Origin of the sequence: Raoultella sp. T31, assembly GCF_002806725.1 — a bacterium.
Lineage (GTDB): Bacteria > Pseudomonadota > Gammaproteobacteria > Enterobacterales > Enterobacteriaceae > Klebsiella > Klebsiella electrica.
Genome location: NZ_PIBO01000014.1, coordinates 62,729 through 85,840 on the forward strand (window position 1 = coordinate 62,729; position 23,112 = coordinate 85,840).

Genomic DNA, 23,112 nt, shown 5'->3' on the forward strand with positions numbered 1-23,112 from the left:
CAAGCGGCGCCTCAGCGCGCCTGTTGCCCCAGATTCTCCAGCGCCGGGCCGCGGTAATCCCCGCCTAAGGCCTTAATCAGCGTAATGTCGCTGCTCAACCGCTGCGCCTGGATATCCAGCAGGAGCAGTTGTTGAGCGATGACGGGCCGACGCGCTTCCTGAGCCGCATAGTAGCTGACCAGCCCTCGCTGATAGTGGGCGCTGGCGCTGCGGGAGGTGGCCATGGCGGCCGTCACCTTCAGCTTCTGTAACACCACCTGCTGATTCAGATCGTTCAGCTCGCTGGAGCCGATCGCCACATCGCGCACGGCATCCAGTACCGCCTGGTTGTACTGCTTGATCAGAATATTACTGGCGGTACGGACCGATTGCAGATTGGCATTCAGTCGGCCGCCGTCGAACAGAGGCAGATACAGGCCCGGCAGAAGGTTGAACTGCTGGAAGGACGATTTAAACAGATCCCCGACGCTCAGGGCGTTGTATCCCCAGAACGCCTTGATATCAAAGTGCGGGTAAAATGCCGCTTTCGCCGCATCGACCTGGCTTAACGATGCCGTGACATAGCCGCGCAGCGCCTGGAGATCCGGGCGGCGGGCCAGCAGTTCAAAGGAGAGCGAGTCGGGCAGCGTCTCCTGTAGCGTCGGCAGCGGGAACGGGTGGATCTCCGGCATGCTGTGCGCATCGGCGCCGATCAGCGCCCGCAATGTTTCCCGGTACTGCGTCAACGTCCCGTTTGCCGTAATCACCTGTTGTTGCGCCGCCAGCAGCTCGGCCTGGGCATTGGCGATATCCACGCTATCCTCAACGCCGCGCCGGCTGCGGTGCTCATGCGCCTGCACAGAGAGACGGGCAATCTCTTCCAGTTGATGCAACAAGGCAATCTTCTGGAAGGTGGCCTGCATGGCAAAGTACAGCTGCGCCACGCTGCTGGCGAGATCCAGCTCGATTCCGGCCGTTTCGGCCTGTCGCGCATTTTTCTCGCCAATGGCGGCGGCAACGCGGGCGCGATCGGCTCCCCACAAATCAATATTCAGCGTGGCGCCGACGCCGACGGTATTCAGCGTGTACCACGGACCGTTTTTATCGACCGGCAGCGAGTAAGAGTAGGGCCAGGTGAACTGTTTGTTGGTAACCCGCAGCCGGTTCTGGGCCGCCACGGCGGTGGCCTGGACACCCATTGCCGACTGCGCCAGCTCAATGGTGGACTGCGATTGCGCAATCCGCAGCCGGGCGGCCTGCAGGGTCGGGGAGTTTTGCAGCGCGCGGTTGACCAGCATATTGAGCTGGGCATCGTGATAGCCTTCCCACCATCTGGCCGCTGGCCAGCCGCTGTTGGCGAGGTGAATCACCTGCGCGAGTTCAGCCTGCTGCGGGTTCACGATAGTGACCTGGCCCGGATCGTCCTGAATTAAGGCGCAGCCGGTAACCAGCGTCAGGGCGAAGGCGAGCGGTGAGTAGCGCAGGAAGCGGGCCGCGGTGTCCATTTTTCTCATGACTTATCTGCCTGTCGCGAAAGCGCTGAAGGGGCGGACGACCAGCCTGGCAATGTCGTCAGCAGGGTGACCAGCGGGGGGCCAAAAGGATTGCCGGGGTCGGGCCGAAGCTCGCCGAACGGCATGGGCGTCTGCTGCTGGTCGATATCATCGGCGTAGGTCTCAAGCGACCCGGCGCAGCGGCGCAGAAAGGTATCCCCTGGAGCGGCGTACAGCCGGTAGCCTTCGCTGAAGCGCACGATTTCGAGGGCCTGCGTCCAGGTGGCCTTCACCGGCCAGGTTTTCGCCTCGGGATGCGGGTGGGCATAAGCATTCAGCGGTTCAGCCGCCACCCGATGCATCAGCGTTTCGGCGCGGTTCAGGGCGTGAAACAGCGGGACTAATTTCACTTCGTCGCGACTGGCGCGCAGGTCATTCGCAATCTGCCGGTAGAGGTCGGCCAGCCGCGATTTGAGCTGCGGGGCTTCGCTATCCGGCCACAGGTAGAGGTGGACAATCGAAGAGACCAGCACGCCGAGCAAAATACCGATGACGCGATCGCGCAGTTCGGTCAAATTGGTCAGCGGGCCAAACCAGCTGAGAAACGCCAGCGAGAAGGTAAAACCGATCTGAATCCCGGCGTAGGCGATGCGTTCAGACCCCGCGGCTATCCAGGCCGACAGCGCCATCACCGGCAGAGTCATCGCCAGCAGACCGACGAGTGATTCGCTATGCGGCTGAATAAACACGATCATTAGCAGCGCCAGCAGGGTCGCGAGCAGGGCGCCGCCGATGCGCAGCCAGGTCTTCTGCAGCGTCGCGCCGAGCCCCGGCTGAGCGACAATCACGCAGCTGAGCATAATTGTGTGGATCCCCTGCCAGTCGGCGGCGGTATAAAAAACGTAGCACAGCAGCGTTGCCAGCAGCGTTTTGAGCGCGAAGTGCAAATAGGCGGGGTTCGACCAGGCGTCAGGCAGCAGCAGGGGCGCTTTTTCCTCTTCCCCCGCCGGTAGCGGCACCGGTTCGCCACGCGCCAGCTGGTTCAGCGTAGTCGCCATCTCCTGCAAAATAACAGGGTTTGCCGTATCCCGCGCAGTGGCCTCCGGCAGGATTGCCGGGAGCGTGCTGACGTCCAGATTCTGCGCCAGCGTCGAGAGCGCGGCGGCAAGCTGTAGACGCCCGGCGGAAGGGGCCTCTTCCGGCTGAAGCAGCGCGGCCAGGTGATAGCAGTGAAGGGTGGCGGCCATCAGGGATTGCCACGCCTGCGGGTTGTCGGCTATCTCGGGGCTGGAGCGGGTCGCCTGCTTATACAGCGACTGAAGCTCGGCGAACTGTCGGGCAATTTCTTTGAACGTCGGCGCAGAGCTGGCATTCGGTCGGGCGAGAAGCGTCGCCACCTCGCGGAGCAAAACCACCATCCTCGCTTTGAACTGATAACCGGGAAAAGCCTGCTGAAAGCCGGCGTTGACCAGCAGCGTGACCACAATGGCGAGGTTGATGACCACCCACAGCCAGAGCAGCAGGCGCACCAGAATCTCACTTTGGCTGGTCATCGAGGGGAACGTCTGCGCGTAGATAACCACCAGGGCGACCACGAAAAAGGCCATCCCCAGTTTGCCCAGCACCCGCATCAGATAGATGGCGCCGAAAAACAGCACGACCGAGGCGACCAGGCGGATCAGCGGGTAGTCATAAGTCCATTTGATGATCAGCAGCACACCGCCTAGCGCCACGCTGACGGTGAGGAAAAAGACCACGCTCACCAGCTTTATCATCAGCACGTTGGGCTGGCTGACGTAAAACACCACGATCAGCGCCACGGCTAAAAAAGGGATCTGCAGGGTCATAAACAGGACGATCAGCACCGCGCAGCTCAGGGTCAGACGCAGGGTGTAGTTTGCCCGTCCCGGCGCGTCGCGGAGTTCGCGGGTGAGAAATGACCAAAGGTTCTGCATAGTGCCCTCTTACTGAGGCTGAAGAACGGCGCTGGCGGAGGCACCCATGCGGAAGAGTTCGGGGTCAGGATCTTTTACCGCGATCTTCACCGGGAAACGCTGCGACACATGAACCCAGTTGATGCTCTTCTGAATAATCGGCAGGCCTTCAATCACGCTCCCGCCTTCAGGCAGCACGCCGGAGCCGACGGAATCGACCACGCCGGCGAACGATTTATCATGGTTGGTCATGATGGTGACTCTGGCCGCTACGCCGGGGCGGACGTTTTTAAGATCGGTTTCGCGGAAGTTGGCGATGACATACCAGCGATCGTCATCCATTAAGGTAAACACCGGTTTTAACGCCGAGGCGTACTGGCCGACGGTGGTTTTCAGCGCCACCACCACGCCGTTAAATGGCGCCCGGACTTCGGTAAACTCCAGGTGCAGTTCCGCCAGCGCGATCTGCGCCAGAATCCCCGCCCGCTGGGCAACCATGGCGTCAACGCCGGTGACGGCGGCCGAGGCCTGTTTCGCTTGCAGCAGGATGGCGTCGAGTTCCGCGCGGGCGGCTTTTTCGGCGGTTCGCGCCTGGTCGAGATCTTCTTGCGACGCGAAGCCCTGCGGGACTAACGGCTCAAGACGCGTACGTGACGAGGTGGTCTGTTTAACCAGCGCCTTTGCGCGCTCTACCGCGGCGGCGACGGACTGGGCGTTGTACTCCTGGGCCTTGATTGTGCGCCGGGTCAGCATGATTTGCGCATCCAGGGTGGTCAGCCTCGCCCGGGCATCATCGAGCAGCGCCTGATACGGGCGCGGATCGAGACGAAACAGCAGATCGCCTTTTTTCACCCGCTGGTTGTCGCGGATCGGCATCTCCACGATCCGGCCGCTCACCTCCGGCACCACGTCGATGGTATCGGTGTAGACGTAGGCATCGTTGGTTTCCGGCGAGGTCTGAAGCTGCCAGATAACCAGGATAAGCGCCACGATCGCGGCGAGGACGAGGGCCAGCAGAGGCCACTTTTTCCGTAATACGCTTGAGCTGGAGTTTGTCATAGGGGCTTAGTACACAAAGAAAAGGAACCACAGGAGCGTGGCGAACAGGAACATCAGAGCCAGGTAGCTAAATACCAGCGGAGAAAAACGCGATTGCCAGCCTTTGCGGACGATCAGGATATGACAGGGTATGAGTAACAACACGCCGCCCAATAAACAGAAGAACCAGCCAGGAAATGCGGCGCCTAATACCGGAATCGCTGGTGATAATGAACAACCAGAGAGAAAGGAGAATATAAATAATAGCGCCGGGCGGGCCAGCTTCACTCGATAATTCAAAGGATAGTTCCTGAGCACTCATACCATTGTGGTGTGAGTTTAATCGCCCTTTCGGCGAAATAAAAGCGAATGGGGAAATTCGCATGCGCTATTTTAACTGGGTAATCAAGGTCGAGGCTGAGGTTGTAGTGAATATAAAATCGTTTATTTCGCATTAATACAGACAGTTCAGCACAAATATGAGCGGAGGTTTTGGGATATCCTCATAGCTGGTCTGTGCTGGCAGGACTATGCTTAGCTCCTGAACAATAAAAACAACTGAGGCAATGTCATGGATAAGGAATTACTGGAGGCGGGCTACCGCGCATATACCGGAGAGAGGATTGATGTCTACTTCAACACGGACATCTGCCAGCACTCGGGAAACTGCGTTCGCGGTAGCGCAAAACTCTTCAACCTGAAGCGTAAACCGTGGATCATCCCGGATGAAGTGGATGTCGCCACCGTCGTGCGGGTAATCGACACCTGCCCGAGCGGCGCCCTGAAGTATCGCCAGAAATAAGCGAGGAAATGATGGAAATACTGGAAGGTCATAACAAGTTTTACGTCAATGATGCGGCGGGGAATCAGGTGGCGGAAATTGTTTTTGTCCCCACCGGCGAGCATCTCAGCATTATTGAACATACCGATGTCGATGAGAGCCTGAAAGGGCAGGGGGTGGGTAAACAGCTGGTGGCGAAAGTGGTGGAAAAGATGCGCGCAGAGCAGCGTAAAATTATCCCACTCTGTCCCTTCGCTAAACATGAGTTTGATAATACCCGCGAGTACGATGATATCCGGGCCTGAAATAAAGGCACCGGTCTCAGCCGGTGCTCAATTATTGGTGATGAAGGGCGGTTGCATTCGGGATGCCTGTTTCTGCCGCTGATGGCGAATAATAGTCATGCACCAGTATGGCTCCAGCGTATCGCACAATGTCCATCATCGCTGTCGGCGCGTTTTTGCAATCAGCTCGCGCCTTCATTTTCCAGCTTCTGCCTTTTGCGCAGATGCGGGAAAATGGTCATCCATATCGCGACCACCACCAGCGTGCCAATCCCGCCAAGCGCCGCGGCCGGTACGGCCCCTATCCACGCCGCCAGCAGGCCGGATTCAAATTCCCCCAGTTGGTTTGAGGTATTAATGAAGATGGCGTTCACCGCATTCACGCGACCGCGCATATCGTCTGGCGTATCCAACTGCACCAGCGCGCCGCGAATCACCATGCTCACCATATCAAACCCGCCCAGCGCGGCCAGTGCCAGCAGGGAAAGCCACAGCCGGGCAGAAAGCGCAAACACCAGCGTCGCCAGGCCAAAGCCGGCCACCGAGGCGAACATGATCAGACCCACGTTCTTCTCCAGCTTGTGGCGACTGAGCCAGACGCCCACCAGCAGCGCACCGACCGATGGCGCACCGCGCAGCATCCCCAGTCCCCAGGGGCCGGTATGGAGAATATCCTGAGCGAAGATCGGTAACAGCGCCGTCGCGCCGCCAAGAAGGACGGCAAACAGATCGAGCGAAATCACGCCCAGCACATCTTTTCGCTCGCGGATAAAATGTACTCCGGCAAACAGGTTCTTGAGGTTCATCGGCAGGCGGGTTTGCGGCGGCCGCTCGTAGCGCAGTTGGCTCACCAGCACAATAGAGAGCAGGTAGAACAGCGCGGATACGCCATACACCACCTCCGGACCCGCCACGTACAGCAGACCGCCAAGGGTGGGGCCGATAATCACCGCCGCCTGTCCTCCGACGGAACTGGCCGCCATCGCGCGCGCAAGGATCGGCGGCGGCACCAGCGTCGGCAGCATCGAAGTGATCGCCGGCCACTCCAGCGCTTTTGCCACCGAGATTAAAAAGACCAGCCCCCAGATTTCAATTTTGTCCGCCCAATGCAGTAGCGTCAGGGCGACTAGTCCGAGTAATGCGACCCATTCAATAAACTGTCCAAGCAGCACGATCCGCCGCCGATCGAACTGATCCGCAAGGTGTCCCGCAGGGAGAGCCAGCAGGACCGAGGGTAAGAATTGCATCAGACCGATCATCCCGAGCGCCATCGCGCTATGGGTGATGGCGTAAATTTGCCAGCTAACGGCAACCGAAAACATCTGAAAACCAAATGATGAACAGGTGCGCGCCAGCCAAAAGGTGACGAACGACCTGTGCCGCAGTAGTGAATCTTCCGCCGCGGATACCTGTGAACCCATAGTTTTATCCCATTTAAAGCCAATATTCCGCCCGGCATCATCGTGGCGGTCTGGTGTGAAGTCCGTCAGGGACTTTCATTATTTTTTACCACCTGACAAGGTGCGGCATCTTGTGTCTTCGGGCAGTGGCAAGGCGTGCGCTTTGCCACCCGACGCTTAGCGTAAACTGGTTTAAGTCTATGCCCCTGGTCGCAGGCGTGTTATTTGCGGGGGCGGCGGGCATACGCCGCCAGCCGCCGCAGAGGACAAGGATAGGGGTAATGAGGGCCGCCGGCTTTCACGCCGATGTGCGGCTGGGGCCGCCTTGATCATGCTTTTGCCGGACCGCCCTGTTGGCGCTTTTCTTAACTGACGGCGTAAATTATTCAGCCTGTCACCAGGGAGGAGTCAGCCAATGCCATTTGAGAGTGGCCTCGAATTTCATTGTGAGGTTATTTTTTATGCTCTCTAGTTATTTAGCAATCTCTTTCTAGGTAGTTAGTTCTTCAAGGTCAGGAGTTATTTTTATATTTTAGAACGCTCATGATTATTGATTCTGACTTCATTGGGATCAAGATAATCAAGTAAATCAATTAGTGCATGTTGCAATTTCTGCAGCCTGGCGCGATAGCCATGTATGTTTTTCGTCATTTTAATAACTTCATTTCTCAGTTCCTCAAATAAAAATTCGTTACAAAATGAGTCTTTTTTTAAGAATTCACCATACCCTATACAGTTGTATCCCTTATCCATTTTGATTAACATCTGTTCACCAATGGCTCTTTGTTCTCCCGCAAAGAAAACAAAATGAGGGCCAAGGCTATCTGTTTGTATCAATGAGTATATTTTACTCTGCAGTTCGGATAGTTTACGAGTTTTTAAATCATTTTCCAGGTTAAGAAACTGAACGTCGATGCGAGCAGCCTCGGTCCATGCAAAAAATTGAGCTACAAGAAAAACAGTATTGTTTATAACATAATTTTTATTTCTTTCATTTCCATTATGATAATACCTCTCAATGAACCCACCTTCCAGTATGTTATAAATTCGACTTTGCAAGTCGGCGGCTGACCTAATTAATGGTTCAAGGTAATATTGATGTTTCCTCTTCGCCTCCATGGCATTGTTTATTTTATTGACTCTATTCTGATTGTACGTAGTAATTCCAACGGAAATTACTACGGAAGCTATAGCAAAACAACCACCAATGATACTCGAAATTAATGTTACATTCATTGTAACCTCTTTATAATATTTAATTGTTAAACTTTAATTGATTTCTTTTAATTTAACCTTTAAATAAAAGGTTCGTCAATGATATTTCCTTGGCAAACCTTAAGATAAACTTATTTTTGCATGAACAATGAGGCGTAGTTAGTTTTTATGAACAGTCTTATATAGTTGTTTGGCCACGAATGTTTTTCAGCTAATCATACGCCGAAACGCAGACGATTGAGCAGCCTCGCCCAGCCACCAGTAACCCGTAGCTGCTTATCGAGAGCAGGCGGACTGTACCCGCTATTCCCGCTGCGACGGCGAACCCGGTGCCAGGGGTTCTGCCATCAATCCGTAATGGCGGTTTCAATCGGCATCGGACTGAGGTTTAAATGAGAATCCCGGCCCGAATGGTCGGTTTTTTCATGCCGGGCGGAAGTGGAACTCGAGGGCGACTTATCCGGCAATACTGGTAGGGTGGCGTCCTGGCGAAAAGCGCTGAATAAGATCCTCCAGGTTATCGCCAGTGACCGGCGGTGAGATGAGATAGCCCTGGAAACGATCGATTCCCAACGCCTTCAGCATATTGAATTTTTCCAGGCTATCGACCCCCTCAGCAATGCAGCGACTGCCGGAGAGCTGGCAGTAATAGATCAGGCTCTTGATCAGCGCCAGCGCGTGCGGATCCCGCTGCAGATCGTTCACGATACTGATATCCAGCTTGTACTCATTAAAGCGCACGGTGCGGACCGGAAACAGGACGCTGCTGCGTGAAAAGCAGTCGTCGAGCATGATGCGAAAGCCCTGCTGCTGTAAGTGGGTGATCGTGTCGCCCGTTTTACTGTGCAGGTTAAGATCGACCGTTTCGGCAAATTCCAGTACCAGCCTCTCGCCCTGCTGCGGTTCCTGTAACTGCTGACGCGCCGCCTCCATCATCCGGATAATGTTGGTGTTGGTGGCGATGAGCGGCGGGATGTTAATCGCGAAATAATAGTCGCCCGGGTATTGATTGATGTTCTGCACGGCCTCCTGCAGGACGAACGCCGTGAGCAGCAGCCAGGCATACTCCGAGCGTATCTGCGGCAAAAACTCGCCGGGCAACAGCACATTGCCATTGCGTCGCCAGCGCGACAGCACCTCGATGCCCTGCAACATCAGGCGACCATCGGTGATGGGCTGAAACACCGGGAAAATTTGCCTACAGTGAATGGCATGGATGAACTCACGTTCAAAAGCGGAGAGCGCGGCGACCGCGCTCGTTTTCTGCCCTTTGGTGTGGCTGCCGGGGAAACGGCTGGCCAGATGGGGATGATGTTCAACCATCTTTTTTAGTCCTGAGCTTCTCTGGGTGTAGAGGGTTTTGTGGCTAAGCCCCCGACGTTGCGCCTGATCATTGATGCTGAATCCCCGCAGCCAGTCCAGCGCGGTACTCAGTTCCGGTTTGCTCACGCCGGCGGCTGGCTTAGCGCAGATGACCCTCTCCTGAGACGCCAGCTGCGCCAGCAGGGGATAGCTTTGCCCGCCGTCGGGCCTGAGCAGCGCCGCCAGCTGTCGGCAGGGTAAATCAGAGGCGACGGCCCGTACCCAGGCCAGATGGCGCGGTCTGCCAACCTGGTGTAACAGCGTTTGCCACAGCCAGTTGGCCGGGCTACGGCTGAGGATCAGCATCGGCAGCGGAACGGCGCTGTGTTTCAGCAGCAGCCCCGCCTGCCGCAGAGTGAGCAGCAGCCAGAACGGATCGTCGGGTAAAAAAACCACGATACGCCTGACGGTCACAATATCGGGGATTAACAGCGCCTCGTGAAGCTGAGGGAACAGGCGCCTGGGCCGCAGCAGGCCGCCGTCGTCCATCAGGGAAGACAGCCCCTCGCCAGCCATCGCACACGGCGAGAGGATATAGTCTAGCGGCGGGGAGGCCTGCGTCGCGCAGCCCTTACTGGTAGACAAACGTCACCCCAATAATGGACTGCACATTACCTGCCGTCACCTGACCCGTGGTGCGCGCATAGGTGGCGGTTAACCCCAGATTGACCGGCGAAGTGCCGACCGTACCCAGCGACACCGTGCTGTTGGCGGGGACGATGCTGCCGTTACGCGTCATCTGCACGCCAATCCCCTGCGCCGCCGACGTCGACGCGGTATTGCGGAAGACCGAACTGGCGGTATCGGCGGTAGTGCCGGAAAGGTAGTAGCCGAGATTCTGGTTTTGCGCGCAGTGGACCGTCACCGGAACGGCCATGGAGCCAGGATAATCCGGCAGCGTCACCGTGACATCGCGGGCGGAAACATCGCAGCCGCCGGTCGGCACCACCACATCATTGTTGGCGTAAATGTTCCAGACAAACTGATAGGAGTCGCCGTTATAGTTGTTGGTCTGGTGGAGAATCAGCACGGCGATCAGGGAGCCGGAGGTGATAGCCACCCCACCTGCGGTACTGATCGGCGTCAGATAGAGCACGGTTGGCCAGGGTTTATCGGCGGTTGAATTGTAGATAACCCGCGAGGTTTCCGTGGTGGTAGGGAAGGGGTAGGAGGTGCCGTTATACTTTACGGTACCGGAAAAGCTCGACAGCACCCCGCCATAGGCGGAGCCTCGCTGCAGGGTCACGTAGTCGGTAATGGTTTGCGGATAGTCGTTATGGCAGAAGATTTGCGTGGAGAGATCGACCACCAGGTTCTGCCCGACGTTCACCGCTGGCGTCAGGTTGACGTAAACGTTCGCGCTGCCGCCGCCAATGGGGATCGTCGCCCCGGTGGCGGTTTTGCAGGCAAAGGACCAGGCATTCACCGACCAGCCCAACAGTAGCAGCGTGGTCAACAGGGTTATCATTTTTTTCATCAACTTACTCTCCTGATTCAGGCGTAGGTGTAGGTGACGCTAATCACCGCCTGAATGGTTCCCTGAGTGGCGCCGCCGTTGACCGTCAATGCTCTGACCTTCAGCGGGAAGCGGGCGGACTGCGTCGAGTCATCCACCTGCACCGATTTAGTGGCGCCATTGTTCAGCGTGGTTCCGCCGTCATCCTGCAGCTCTAGCTGGATATTGCCGGCGGTCCCCTGGTTTTTGTAATACCCGGTGGCGTCCGCCGTACCGCTAAAGCTGGCGGTGACGCGCGAGGTACCGACGGGGCAGTTGCTCAGATCGAGCGCCACGCCGTGCCAGGCCGAAGCGGCGCCCGCCGGGATCAGACTGAAGGTATACAGGTCGCCGAGATCGACGGTGGCGTTTTTCGTGGAAACCGTGCAGGGTCTGGCGACCACTTTGCCGTTAACGGTGATCCTGATATCGGCCGCCTGCAGGGGAGAGCAGGCCAGAGCCAGCGCGCCCGCCAGAAGCCATTCTCGGGGGATCCATTTCATCTCAACCTCCGGTTACTGAAATTCCAGCGTGAATGTCGCTGTCGCGTTGACGTGCCCGGCGGTCACCGGCAACCGGGTGGCCATCAACCGCGCATAAAAGTTCAGGGTATTGGTCTGCCCGGGTGTCAGCGTCGTCCAGGCGATTGCCGTCGCGGGGGCGTTCAGCGGCAGCATCGTCTGCTGACCATTGAGAATCTGTACCCCCATGCCCGCCGCAGCCGATGCGCCGCTGTCCAGCTTCAGCAGGCTGGTATTGTCGTTATCCGCCACGCCGGTAAAGCCCACCTTGACCGCCGTCACCGAACCGCCGCAGGGCGACAGCACGATGCGAAACGGCACCACGGGCGTTGTCGCGCCAATGGTGTTGAACTGTTTAGCGGCGTTATCCATCAGGTCGACGGTAAAGTCTTTCGACTCGCCCGCCACCGCGCAGGCGTTATCCCGGACATATCCGCTGATGGTGAGGGTACTGTCGGCGGCGAACGCGTTGGCGATGGTCAGCGACAGCACGGCCCCCAACAGATACAGCGATTTGGTCATCATCATTTCTTCCTTAGCGACAGACGGCAGACAGCTGGCTCAGCGCCTGCTGCTGGCTCTCTTGCGGCAGCTGATATTCGGCCACGCAGCTGGCATCGGGGCCTTCACCCCATTTCACCTGTACTTTGCCGGCCAGCGGCATACCGCTCAGGTAAACCTGCCCGTTATCGGCCACGATGCTGCTGCTCTGGTTACTGGCTGAGGTCACCATGGCGCCAAACGGGACCGGCTTGCCATGACGGGTCAGCGTCAGCAGCAGCTTCATCCCGACATGAGCTTTAAAATCCGCACGCACGATGGCGCCGTGCGTGGGCACCACGCTGACCACCGCATCATCCAGGTCGACGTTGTCAGCCAGCGTGTTGGTGTCCAGCGCCACGCGGTTCTCACGATATTCAGTGGCGTACGGCAACACCGCATAGCCGCGCCAGTCGGTACGTACCCCGGTCTGGTTTTCCACTTTCACGTTGTCGGCCCCCGGGGCTTTAATCAGCACCACCGTGTCGTTCAACGGCTGGCTCAGGGTGATGCCGTTGCCGTGGGCAAGCACGCCGCCGCTCACGCCGTAGTACAGCTGTTTCAGACCATCGCTGCGGCTGTAGCCGACGTTGGCGTTACCGTAGCCGCCACGATAGTTCAGCGCCGCGTATCCGGTGCCGCCGCTCCCGCCGTTGCCGCCGCCGGCATAGCCGGTCTGCACGCTGTAGCTCAGGTTGTTGTCCTCCAGCAGCGTGCCGTACAGCCCGGCGAGGTTGGTCATCCGGCCATCAAGATCGTGCGACATACTGTAGCTGGCGCTGGCGTGTCGCCACGCGGACTGGCTGTCGGAGCGCATCCAGTGGCTGAACGGAATATTGACGTTGACCGCCAGCATCTGATCGCGTCCTTCCTGCCAGGCGTTTTTGGTCACGCTGTAACTCAGGGTCCAGTTGATATCGTCGACGGCGGCGTTCAGCCCCGCCTGCAGCTGTTCATCGGCTTTGCCGCTGCCCCAGTAGCTCTGATGGCTGCCGCTTAAATAGAGCGTGGAGGTACGCCCGATCTGCTGAGTCACGCTGACCTGCACCTTGCCGCGTTTGCTGTAGGCGAGGTTGTAGTAGTCAGTAAACTTCGGCTTCACCTGAATCACGCCATCCTGGGTCACCACGTCGTAGCCGCTCATCTGGCTGTAGGTGGTATCGGCGAAGCTGAAATAGCCGCGCGTGGAGTAGCGATAGCCGACCAGCTGGATGTTGGTACCCACCTCATTGAGTGATTTGTTATAGAGGAAGCGCAGCGACTGCCCCTGGCGATCGCTGTCATCGGGGAGCGTGGCGTTGGCCTGGGTGATGTCCAGCGATACGGCGCCGAATTCGCCCATATTTTTCCCCAGCCCGAGGTTAAATGCCCGGTAGCGGTCTGCCAGCTGGGTACCGCCATACAGCGTCCAGCCTGCCGGTAAGCCGTGCAGCAGCGTGCCCTGGAAGAAGGTGGGCTTCTCCTGCCGATCGTTGCCGCTGCGGTATTCCCCGGCCGTCAGGGCAAAACGCGTATGGCCTTCACGTTGCAGGACCGGCACGGTGGACCAGGGGACGGTGAACACCTGGCGGGTGCCATCGGCTTCTTTTACTGTAACCTGCAGATCGCCGCCGTTCCCGGCGGCATAGAGATCGTCGATCGTAAACGGTCCCGGTGGCACCGTACTCTGATAGATCTCATAGCCGTTTTGTTTGATCGAGACCTGCGCCGTGCCGCGGGCGATACCGTGGATCACCGGGGCAAACCCCTTCTGGCTGTCCGGCAGCATATTGTCGTCAGAGGCCAGCTGGGCGCCGCGGAAGTTGATGCCATCGAACACGTCGCCGTTGGTATAGCTGTCGCCCAGCGTCAGGCGCGAGCGCAGGGGAACGATGTCCCGCTCGATCCAGCTATTGACGTGCTGCCATTTATTCTCGTTGTTCGATGAACTGCCGCCGCTGCTGTAGCTCCAGGTGGTGTTATCGCGCAGGCGCCAGGCACCGAGGTTGAGGCCGCTTTGCAGATTCAACCAGGCATAGTTGCTGCTGCCGCCGATGTCGTTATGGACATTGTTGCCGGTAAAGTTGTAGTTCAGCAGCCCGGCGGTGATGCCGTCATCCCACAGTTCGGGCGGGATATATCCGCGCGCGCGATTGCCCATAAAAGCCTGCGGCACGGTCAGATACAGGCGCTGCTGGCCGACGTCAAAACGACTGGTCGATTCTTTGATCATCTCCGCCATCGGCACGCAGGCATCGGCCGCGAGGGCATTGATGCCGGACACGGCGGCGGTGTTGACGCCCATGCTGGCCAGCTGGCTGCGGGTCAGGCAGGGGGTCAGGCCGTGGTGGTTCTCTCCGCTCCTGAAGGTCACATCGCGGGTGGTCATAAAGCCGTTATTCAGATAGATATCGACCCGGTAGGTGCCAGGCGGCACCTCCTGACCCTTTTCGAAACCCGACAGATCCGCCACTGCGGCAGGATCATCGGCAAGAAAGCGTGGGTTAAAGTACAGTTCCGCCTGCGCGGAAAAGGCCTGCATGGCCAGCAAAAGGGCAAAAGGGAACCGGGCAAATACGCGAGCCGATCCCGACGCGCGGCGCCGCGCATGCCGGGCGCCCTGGCGGTCCGATCCATATTTCAGATGTGGCATAGTCCCTCCGGTCCGAAGTCGCCCGGCTGTCAGTTCTTTTTATATTTCAGGGGAGAACACGATTTCCCCGTGGTTATTGCAGTACGCCCTTCATCCGTGGGGTCAGTGCGCCGTAGTCGTTAATCGTCCGGTAGGTGATGTCGCGTCCGGCGTCGGACGGGATTTTTACCGAGGCTTCCCCCATCGGCGGGACCAGCGCATTTTCCAGAACCCGGGTGCCGGCATTGAGTTCGGTCACCGTCAGGTAGTAGGGGGTGGGATTCTTCAGCGTCAGCGTGTTGGCGCTGCGGCGAAACGTCAGCTTCTCCGCCGCCTGATCCGGCGACAGCGCGAGTTTCCCCGGGCGGTAATAGAGCTTGATGCGGCTGATAATCGCCAGCTGCAGCGTGTTATCGCTAAGCTTTGATTTATCCATGGAGGGGATGGCTTTCACGTTCATCCAGAACAAACTTTCCCGGTCCTGCGGCAGCGTGCCGTTGGTGGCATCGATAATGCGCAGCGTATTCTCTTTTTTGCCCTGCATGGCGAACAGCGGCGGGGTAATCACAAAGCGCCCGTCTTTTTGACCCCCGGCGTTTTCAACCCACGACTGAATCAGATAGGTGCTGTTGTCGTCATTGTTGGTCACCGCCAGCTGCACCTGTTTTTGTCCGGCGGGATAAATAACCCGGGTGGCCCCCAGCGCCACGCCCGCTTCGGCGCGCGCAGCGAAACCGACGGTTGCTGTCATCAATAAGCCCGCCAGTAAGCAGCGTGTCATCCCCAGTGTCTTTCTCACGTTTTCCCCTTTTATACTCACCGTTATGTCCTGCATCCGGTATGCCTGCTGGTTAATTACTGATAGGTCAGAGAGAACCAGGCCTGAGCATTTGCGGCTCCGCCGGTAACCTGATGCCCGGTCGCCCGATATCTGGCGACAAAATGGAGCGTGGTGGGGCCGGTATACAGTCGTGACCAGGCGCCCGGTGGGCTGTTGAGCGGGATCAGGCGATCTTCTTTGTCGAACAGCGCGACGCCGATACCGGTTGCGATGCCGGGACCTTCGCCAACCGAAAGCACGTCCGGATTTTTGCCATCGGCAACGCCATGAAAGGCGACGCCAACCCGTTGACTGACGGCGGTGCTGCAATCCTGGAGATGGATATCGAAAGGAACAGGGTCAGTATCTTCCCCTGGCGAATGAAACCGATTGCTGCTGATCTGCCCCATGTTGACCGTCAACTGCTGGTCTCCCGCTTCAACGCGGCAGGATTCGGCAATAATGACGCCCTGAAAACGCATGTTTCCGCCGGGTAACGTCACATTCCAGTGGTTTCCGGCCAGCGCGAGCGGCGACAGTAAAAAAAACAGCAGGCCAGATTTCATTCCTTGCATCGTAATCACCCCAGTCCTGTCGTTGATAACGGGCCATCCTGGCCCGGGCTGCGTCCTTGCATCATGAGTGAATTATTCGTACTGCACTTTGAAGGTTGCGTCGGCGTTAGCAATACCTGCGGTTGCCGCGCCAGTCGCGTAGTAGCGAGCCTGGAAAGGAATAACGTTGGTACCGTCGTTCAGGGTAGTCGCCGCACCGAAGGTTGCGCCGTCCAGCGCCAGCGGAGTACCGGTGCTGTCGAGGATCTGTACGCCGACGTTGGTTGCGCTACCAGCAGCAGAGTTCTGCAGCGCCAGAACGGTGCTGTTGGTGCTGTTTACGGCAGTACCGGAGAACGCAACGGAAGCTTTGGTTGCAACGGTAGTATCGCAATCATCCAGTTGGATGTTAAAACCGACCGCAGAGCTGGTGCTGCCTGCAGTAGCGAGTTTGGCTGAACGAACCTGGCCCAGTTGAACGGTCTGATCGATAGAGCCAGCATCAACGGCACAGGCCGCGTTGACCACTTCCCCTTTGAAATGCACTGTGCCGCCATTAACCGTGGTGGTGTCAGCCAGGGCCGCCGCGGAACTCAGAGACAGGGCTGACAGAACAACGATAGCCAGTGTTTTGATTTTCATGCTGTTTTCCTTTAAACAATGTCGATATTACGAACCGAAATTGGCAGTCGTCGTGCCTTCCAGGCATTCCATGTATCAGCCGAATGGTTCGACTGCCGGCTCTGCGCAGTTTTCGCCCAACTGATGAGTCAATTGGGGCCATTTTGACTCATTGAGATAAATATCTAATTTTTTGTATTTTTTTAGGATATTTTTGGTTTATTAATCTGTTGTATCTTTATTAATTGGTTTTATTATCTGAGTTTTTGTTTTGAAGAGTGTCAGTTGTCGGGCGAGGCCAGCGCGGATGAGGTGGCGGGTAAGCGGAAAGGATGGAGAGATAAGTAAAGTTTCTTAAAGGTAAAATGTGATTGTAATCAATCGGATGAAATTAATTTGTGAGAATATATGTACTTGCCGGTTGCAAAAGTTTGCAAAACATTTTTATGATATAAACAGTTTGGCCCCAATTGACTTGTTCGTTTTTAAATTTATCTTTATTTATTAAATAGATAAATCATTTCTTTTGACCGTGAGAATTTTCTTCAAGCAAGTTATTTCTTTCCCATAACCCCGCGAAACGCGCGGCATTGCTGGCGGTATAACGTACTGTATGCCGAATATTGCGATGACCCAGATAATCCTGAATTAAACGTGTATCTGTGCCTCTTTCCGCCAGTTCATAGCCGCAGGCATGGCGCAGCATATGCGGGTGGGTATGGGTAGCGGTTCCGGCCTCTTCTCCGGCGCTACGGATGATCCGATAGGCCTGCTGGCGGGAAAGCTGGGTGCCGCGGCGTGAAATAAAAATCGCATTGGTTTTTTGTGCCGCCTTCCAGCCGGCGCGAACCTGGGTCCAGCGCGCAATCGCTTCCAGCTCGTCGAATCGCAGTGGGTGGATGGTCGAAAATCCATTCTTCAACCGACGGACGTTGATGCGGCCCTCATTGAGGTCAAGATCGCGATAGTGCAGATCCAACAGTTCGCTGATGCGCATCCCGTGACGAAAGGCCAACAGGATAAGGCAATAATCCCGCTCTCCGGTTGGTCCCTGCTGTGCCGCCTGCATCATGGCCTGAACTTCTTTGGCGGTAAGAAAACGACGTCGATTCACAACAATGCTCCTGAAATTAATTTGCACGAAGACAGCGCCCTGAAGCAATTATCAGGACGGTTAAAAAATAATCCGCAGTGTGACGGGCGTATTATATAAAGGCACAGATACAGTTCATTCTTCACGTTGCCATGAGGTTGGAACTGTAAAAATAGATGGTCACATTACATTTACACATAGTTAAAATATAGCCAGACGACAATTCTTATTTTTATAGATTTTATGACATATCACAACAGGAGCATCAAGGCTTCTCGCCAGGTACATCAAATCACAAGGAAAAAAGTTAATCAGGGGATGGGTTTAGACGGAAAATATAATGCTGAATGGTTTTATCAGACAATAAATAACGAACTTAAATCCTGAGTATTTACAAGGGTATCAAGCGGAAGCGGATTATGAATGAAATAAGAACTTGCGGGAACAATAATCGTAATTAGCGTATGGTTAATATTTATTAATGTGTACGGCTGTTGTTCATTTTCACACCATCGACAGTATCGGGCGTCAACTCCTTTTGACGCCCGGAGCATCATTGCAAAATGCTGTTACGTTGCTTCTGTTTGGCATTGTCCCAGATGCCGTAAAAGCGCCCGGCATTGCTCGCCGTATACCAGACGGTATGGCGGATATTTCGGTGGCCGAGGTAGTCCTGAATAAGGCGGGTATCGATGCCCATATTCGCCAGCGCAAATCCGCATGAATGGCGAAGCATGTGGGGATGAATTTCAATGGTTAATCCAGCGGCGCCTCCGGAGGAGGATATAATCTGGTAAAACTGTTGGCGGGAAAGAGGATTGCCTTTACGCGATAAAAACAGCCATTCACTGTCGGCATGTGGATAGGTTTTTCGAATATCCAGCCAGTTTTTTAGTGCCTGAATCTCTTTATTCAGTAAAGGATGGGTAGTGGAAAAACCTTTTTTAAGTCGATGGATATAAATACACTTAGAGCGTAAATCAATATCGGAGATTTGCAGGCGACAAATTTCGCTGGCGCGGAATCCATGAATAAAACAGAGTAATGTCAGACAATAATTGCGGGCAGCATGTGCCCCGGTATTCGCTGCTTTAAGAAGCGACTCAATCTCATTCTGAGTAAGGAAGTTCCTTTTTTTGATATCGGCATTATTCTTCATTATATTCCCTTTTAATTGCAGGCGTACATTACGAACTATTCGTTGTCGTCAGGTCAGTATTGTTGTCCAGTTGAACATTTTTTCTCTTATATTTCGCCATCGCGCCAGGTACTTTTAAAACGTGTCACGCACTTCAGCTCGTAGCAAGCTGAACCGGGTCATCAGAAGGCAGGTAGTGAGTTGAATCATGAAGTATCTCCACGTGCTGGAACGGACGGCTTCATGTAACACAATGAATTAAATACTTTTTTGTTAAACAATGATGCTGTTCCTGGGGGGTAGTCTGTCCCGATCATTCTTCATTCCTCCTGGTTGCGAACGCCGGGGATACTGAGGCGCAGGGCCTTGCTCCGACGCCAGCCCTACGGATATCAACATCCTTATACATACCGCTGTGCCAGGAGATATCGCGATTTGCGCATCTCTCAGCAGAGGGGGATGGATAAATCATCTCCGGGTTCTCCCTTGTCGCCGCGGCGCAGGTTGAATGATTTTCGTGTCTGATCTGCTAATAATTAAATGCCCGTTAAACCGCGGCCATTCCTCACTAAAGTGAATTCCGGCTGTAGTCTGGTGAATATTCTGCGAAGCATTTCGCAGAATGCGAAGAACGATATACTCGCCTGGATAGCATTCACCGCATCACTACAACATCGCCTAAACCATACTGCAAAATTATGTTTGAGAATAGTCATAATAAGCCCGCAGACCTCAGCGCTCCCTCGCCGCAGGGCTTAATTTCGCTAAAGGAGCGGAGGGCGATTTGGTCAGCGCGGCGCGCTGAAAATGGAGAAGGCTATGGATTTACTGGAGTTATTTGACTCCTTTCACTTGCGATGGCTAGCTATCCCGTTGTTTGTTAAGCCGCGGTTTTGCGATTTTATGGAGGTTACTGGAGTTATCTGGAGTCCTTCACCGGTAGCGGAGGGAAACGGTGTTTTTCACGGCAAATAGATGCAAAATCTCGTCGCGAAATATTCAGCCGGGGCGATGGCCCTCCTGTCGGGAGGGCACAAATAACTTAAACTGAGGTCAATCTATTTTGTTCATCCCGGGTCTGCGGATTTATTTCAGCTGGCTGTAGAAGAGTAAAATAGCTATCGCGACCATCATCGTTCCGGAAATCATGCTGACCCTTCTTGCCGCTGCTGGCCGGTGAGTTAATAGCCTTTTTGACCCGTAGCCCACCAGAAAATAGATCAGTGTGCAGGTCAGCAGGTGAATACTGCCCAGGGCCGACATTTGCAGCGCCAGCGGCCAGCGTCCTTCAGGATCGGTAAATTGGGGCAGCAGGGCGAGGAATAAGAGAAAGACTTTTGGATTCAGCCCGCTAATACATAACCCTTTTAGCGCCCAACGGTTCCAGCTTCCGGCCTGCTGCGGTGCGGCGTCAGGCGTGGCGGGATGCCGCAAAATCGCGATCCCCAACCACAGCAGATAGGCCGCGCCCAGCAGAGTGATCAGCGACAGCACCAGCGGGTGGCCGGTGACGGCCACGCCGATCCCGGCGATCACGATCATGGCCGCCAGCAGATGCCCGGACATCAGCCCGACAACCGCAGGGAGCACCCGTTGTCCGTGTATGCCGGCGCTGATGGTGTAGGCCCAGTCGGCGCCGGGCGTGATGATCAGCAGGAAAGAGACCACCCAGAATCCGGCGATAAAACTCATCTCCATGATCGGTTCTCTCCACCGTGTTTTAAGGTCTTGCGCATAACGATCCCCCGTCTGTATCCGTATTCTGTTGAGGAAAAGAATATCGGGATTTACGGGAAATAAGCTTTCAATGTTATGCTGAAAATAACCTGTTTAAGAGAAAATCTTCCAAATGGATAGCATAGATCGAAAAATTATTGCTGAGCTGCAATCCGATGGTCGTCTGTCGATTACTGAGCTGGCTGAAAGGGTCAATTTGAGCCTCTCGCCCTGTCATCGACGGCTGCGGGCTTTGGAGCAGGAAGGGGTTATCACCGGCTATCGGGTTAACCTGGATCCCCTGAAAATGGGCTTTAATTTCCTGGCCATCGTGTTTGCGACCTTAAAAGAAGGCGATAAAAAAGCGGTGAGCGCGTTTGAAGAGGCGGTTGAAGAGATCCCCCAGATCGTGCTGGCCCAGCGGCTATTTGGCGATCCGGACTACCTGATGCACGTGGTCACCCGGGATCTCCAGGCGTTTCAAAAACTGTATGATGACAAGCTCTCGGCGATGCCCGGCGTGCAGCATTTGCGCTCGACGCTGGTGATGAAAACCGTGGTGCAGGATCGTCCCTTTCCGCTGGAAAGCGTAAACCTGACGCGTTGATCTGCCCGCTGGCAGGCGGGCATTGCTGCTAAAGGGAGAGATGTTGCGCTGAATCTTAAGGGGCGGGCGCGGCAACCGCGCCCTCGATAAACGCAGGGCATCAGGGAGATTGGCGCCAGAATAGCGATGCGTTCATCGGCTGGCAGCAGACGACTCAGAAAGGTACAGGTGGGTCATTCGTCGGGAAATCACAGGACAGCGAAGCCCCAGGCTACCTGTCGATTTTTTTCATTCGATTTCCATCAACTGCGTATACTTTGCATAAACGTTGACCACCCAGAAGAAGGGGAACTCTTCTTTATGAAAGCGGCTCTCGTGGCTGTCTGGTGGCGCCGCTTGTCGCCACCGCCGGGCGGCAATTCAGATTCACTTAATGGTAAAAAATGATGACAACTCGCATGCTTACCCGTGACTGGCGTCTGCTGTCGCTGGGATTACCTCTGCTGGCGCTGCTGTGGGTCGGACTGACGCTGTATGCACACTGGGGGGCTTTTTTACAGTGGTGTCTGGCGACGCAAATTACGCTCCATCGCTACCTGGTGATGTATCTTTTGCAGCTTAATAACCATCAGTATAGCGGCGGGATGTGGCTGCTGGGCGGCGCATTCCTTTATGGGGTGCTGCATGCCGTTGGCCCCGGGCACGGTAAATTTATCGTCACCACCTATCTCAGCACCAACAAAGAGAGCCTGCTGGCGGCGCGGGTGGTGCCATTTCTTGGCAGCCTGATGCAGGGGGTGAGCGCTATCCTGTTTGTGTTTATTTTGGCCGTCGGGCTGAATCTTGCATCCGGCGATCTCAGCACCAGCCGCTGGTACGTCGAGAAAATCAGCGCCCTGATGGTGGGGGCGTTTGGTGCATTTGTGATTTATCAAACGCTCAAAAGCCTGCGGCCGCGAAAAATGACGATCGCGACGCTGACTCCGTTGCATGAACATCGCGAAAACTGCGGCTGCGGGCACCATGGCGTTGGCCGCGAGCTGGCGAATGTTGACTGGAAAACCCGGCTCGGCGTGGTTCTGGCCATCGGCGCCAGACCCTGCAGCGGGGCGATAATGATCCTGTTGTTTTCCAATGCGCTGGGCATCGTCAGTTGGGGAATTGCCGCGGTCATGACGATGTCGCTGGGGACAGCATTATCGATTCTCGGCCTCTCGCTGGCAGTACGCTACGCGCGTGAGCGGGCGGTCAGCCTGGTGGCCTGGGATGACGGTCGCCTGAAATGGCTGCTGCCGGCGGTAAAAATTGCCGGCGGCGTCCTTCTGATGCTCTTTGCCTGGGTGCTGTTTCTGACCGTAGTCCCGATGAGCGCCAATGGCGATTATATTGCAGCCGGTTGCTAGGGCCCTTCCAACAGGCGCATAAAGACCTTGAGCGCCTGATCCAGCTGCTGGCGCTGCTCTGCGGAGAGTCCGGCCAGCAGCTGGCGTTCGTTTTCCACGTGGCTTTCCACCGCCTCATCGATCCGCGCGCGTCCCGTCTCAGTCAGGGCGACCAGCAGGCTTCGCGCATCGTCAGGGTCGGGTAAGCGGGTAATAAATCCGCGTTTTTCCAGCGCCTTAAGCCGGTGCGTCATGGTGCCAGAGGTGATCATCAGCGTAGAGAAAAGCTGGGTCGGAGAGAGGATAAACGGCGCGCCGGCCCGGCGAAGGGTGGCCAGCATGTCAAACTCCCAGCGCACCAGATCGTGGCGAATAAAGGCGGACTCGATGCGCGGCTCCAGCAGCAGAGTACAGCGCTTCAGGCGCCCGATGGGGCCCATCGGGCTGCAATCGAGATCCGGGCGCTCCCGTTGCCACTGTTCAAGAATCCGATCTACGGCGTCAGCCTGGGATGATTTGTCCAATTGTGCTCACTTATCTTGATATCAAGACATTTATCGATACATACTTTAGCCACTAATTTACCTT

At 55.9% G+C, this 23,112-nt stretch carries 22 protein-coding genes; 4 read left to right on the forward strand and 18 right to left on the reverse strand.

Going from position 1 to position 23,112, the window contains the following annotated elements; translation table 11 throughout:
- Positions 1 to 11 precede the first annotated feature (11 nt).
- From CWM52_RS12150 to CWM52_RS12165, 4 genes are read right to left on the reverse strand one after another with little or no spacing between them, the layout of a single operon-like run.
- Positions 12 to 1,484 carry an MdtP family multidrug efflux transporter outer membrane subunit gene (locus tag CWM52_RS12150; protein ID WP_206057714.1) on the reverse strand — a complete coding sequence of 491 codons (1,473 nt, stop codon included), beginning with the start codon at positions 1,482 to 1,484 and terminating at the stop codon, positions 12 to 14.
- A gap of 5 nt (positions 1,485 to 1,489) precedes the next feature.
- On the reverse strand, positions 1,490 to 3,427 hold the full coding sequence (locus CWM52_RS12155) for an FUSC family protein (protein WP_100684345.1): 1,938 nt from the start codon (positions 3,425 to 3,427) through the stop codon (positions 1,490 to 1,492).
- A 9-nt stretch (positions 3,428 to 3,436) separates the two neighbouring features.
- The gene (mdtN, locus tag CWM52_RS12160; protein ID WP_100684346.1) at positions 3,437 to 4,465 is read right to left on the reverse strand and encodes a multidrug transporter subunit MdtN; all 1,029 of its coding nucleotides are present in this window, start codon (positions 4,463 to 4,465) and stop codon (positions 3,437 to 3,439) included.
- A gap of 6 nt (positions 4,466 to 4,471) precedes the next feature.
- The gene (locus CWM52_RS12165; RefSeq protein WP_100684347.1) at positions 4,472 to 4,744 is read right to left on the reverse strand and encodes a YtcA family lipoprotein; all 273 of its coding nucleotides are present in this window, start codon (positions 4,742 to 4,744) and stop codon (positions 4,472 to 4,474) included.
- Positions 4,745 to 5,015: 271 nt separating this feature from the next.
- Between CWM52_RS12165 and yjdI the strand changes: the two genes are divergently transcribed.
- Positions 5,016 to 5,246: a 4Fe-4S mono-cluster protein YjdI gene (gene yjdI / locus CWM52_RS12170; RefSeq protein ID WP_100684348.1), complete on the forward strand. Its 231-nt coding sequence runs from the start codon at positions 5,016 to 5,018 to the stop codon at positions 5,244 to 5,246.
- A gap of 11 nt (positions 5,247 to 5,257) precedes the next feature.
- The gene (locus CWM52_RS12175; protein WP_100684349.1) at positions 5,258 to 5,530 is read left to right on the forward strand and encodes a GNAT family N-acetyltransferase; all 273 of its coding nucleotides are present in this window, start codon (positions 5,258 to 5,260) and stop codon (positions 5,528 to 5,530) included.
- A 161-nt stretch (positions 5,531 to 5,691) separates the two neighbouring features.
- Here CWM52_RS12175 and CWM52_RS12180 read toward each other — a convergent pair whose 3' ends face one another.
- The 13 genes from CWM52_RS12180 to CWM52_RS12240 form a co-directional block, all read right to left on the reverse strand.
- Entirely contained in the window at positions 5,692 to 6,930 is a 1,239-nt protein-coding gene (locus CWM52_RS12180; RefSeq protein ID WP_100684350.1) for an MFS transporter, read from the reverse strand.
- Positions 6,931 to 7,434: 504 nt separating this feature from the next.
- On the reverse strand, positions 7,435 to 8,145 hold the full coding sequence (locus CWM52_RS12185; protein ID WP_100684351.1) for a lysogenic protein: 711 nt from the start codon (positions 8,143 to 8,145) through the stop codon (positions 7,435 to 7,437).
- Positions 8,146 to 8,580: 435 nt separating this feature from the next.
- Entirely contained in the window at positions 8,581 to 10,002 is a 1,422-nt protein-coding gene (locus tag CWM52_RS12190; RefSeq protein WP_206057715.1) for an EAL domain-containing protein, read from the reverse strand.
- 55 nt (positions 10,003 to 10,057) lie between these two features.
- The gene (locus CWM52_RS12195) at positions 10,058 to 10,963 is read right to left on the reverse strand and encodes a fimbrial protein (RefSeq protein WP_100684353.1); all 906 of its coding nucleotides are present in this window, start codon (positions 10,961 to 10,963) and stop codon (positions 10,058 to 10,060) included.
- A 17-nt stretch (positions 10,964 to 10,980) separates the two neighbouring features.
- The gene (locus CWM52_RS12200; protein WP_100684354.1) at positions 10,981 to 11,484 is read right to left on the reverse strand and encodes a fimbrial protein; all 504 of its coding nucleotides are present in this window, start codon (positions 11,482 to 11,484) and stop codon (positions 10,981 to 10,983) included.
- Positions 11,485 to 11,496: 12 nt separating this feature from the next.
- Positions 11,497 to 12,027, reverse strand: a complete 531-nt coding sequence (locus CWM52_RS12205; RefSeq protein WP_100684355.1) for a fimbrial protein — start codon at positions 12,025 to 12,027, stop codon at positions 11,497 to 11,499.
- Positions 12,028 to 12,037: 10 nt separating this feature from the next.
- A complete protein-coding gene (locus CWM52_RS12210; protein ID WP_100684356.1) occupies positions 12,038 to 14,674 on the reverse strand; it encodes a fimbrial biogenesis usher protein in 2,637 nt (878 codons plus the stop codon).
- Positions 14,675 to 14,747: 73 nt separating this feature from the next.
- A complete protein-coding gene (locus tag CWM52_RS12215) occupies positions 14,748 to 15,473 on the reverse strand; it encodes a fimbria/pilus periplasmic chaperone (RefSeq protein ID WP_100684398.1) in 726 nt (241 codons plus the stop codon).
- A 35-nt stretch (positions 15,474 to 15,508) separates the two neighbouring features.
- Complete coding sequence (locus CWM52_RS12220) at positions 15,509 to 16,048, reverse strand: fimbrial protein (RefSeq protein WP_100684357.1); 540 nt, start codon at positions 16,046 to 16,048, stop codon at positions 15,509 to 15,511.
- A gap of 72 nt (positions 16,049 to 16,120) precedes the next feature.
- Positions 16,121 to 16,669 carry a type 1 fimbrial major subunit FimA gene (fimA, locus tag CWM52_RS12225; protein ID WP_100684358.1) on the reverse strand — a complete coding sequence of 183 codons (549 nt, stop codon included), beginning with the start codon at positions 16,667 to 16,669 and terminating at the stop codon, positions 16,121 to 16,123.
- 496 nt (positions 16,670 to 17,165) lie between these two features.
- Positions 17,166 to 17,762, reverse strand: a complete 597-nt coding sequence (fimE, locus tag CWM52_RS12230; RefSeq protein WP_100684359.1) for a type 1 fimbria switch DNA invertase FimE — start codon at positions 17,760 to 17,762, stop codon at positions 17,166 to 17,168.
- Positions 17,763 to 18,294: 532 nt separating this feature from the next.
- The gene (locus CWM52_RS12235; RefSeq protein ID WP_100684360.1) at positions 18,295 to 18,900 is read right to left on the reverse strand and encodes a tyrosine-type DNA invertase; all 606 of its coding nucleotides are present in this window, start codon (positions 18,898 to 18,900) and stop codon (positions 18,295 to 18,297) included.
- A gap of 1,065 nt (positions 18,901 to 19,965) precedes the next feature.
- Positions 19,966 to 20,577, reverse strand: a complete 612-nt coding sequence (locus CWM52_RS12240; protein WP_100684361.1) for a LysE family translocator — start codon at positions 20,575 to 20,577, stop codon at positions 19,966 to 19,968.
- A gap of 151 nt (positions 20,578 to 20,728) precedes the next feature.
- Between CWM52_RS12240 and CWM52_RS12245 the strand changes: the two genes are divergently transcribed.
- Both CWM52_RS12245 and CWM52_RS12255 read left to right on the forward strand, forming a co-directional pair.
- Complete coding sequence (locus tag CWM52_RS12245) at positions 20,729 to 21,202, forward strand: Lrp/AsnC family transcriptional regulator (protein WP_100684362.1); 474 nt, start codon at positions 20,729 to 20,731, stop codon at positions 21,200 to 21,202.
- A 386-nt stretch (positions 21,203 to 21,588) separates the two neighbouring features.
- Positions 21,589 to 22,545 carry a nickel/cobalt transporter gene (locus tag CWM52_RS12255; protein ID WP_100684363.1) on the forward strand — a complete coding sequence of 319 codons (957 nt, stop codon included), beginning with the start codon at positions 21,589 to 21,591 and terminating at the stop codon, positions 22,543 to 22,545.
- On the opposite strand, the gene CWM52_RS12260 is transcribed toward CWM52_RS12255, so the two are convergent.
- Positions 22,542 to 23,048, reverse strand: coding sequence for a MarR family winged helix-turn-helix transcriptional regulator (locus CWM52_RS12260; RefSeq protein ID WP_100684364.1), 507 nt, complete (start codon positions 23,046 to 23,048; stop codon positions 22,542 to 22,544). The genes CWM52_RS12255 and CWM52_RS12260 overlap by 4 nt on opposite strands.
- Positions 23,049 to 23,112 lie beyond the last annotated feature (64 nt).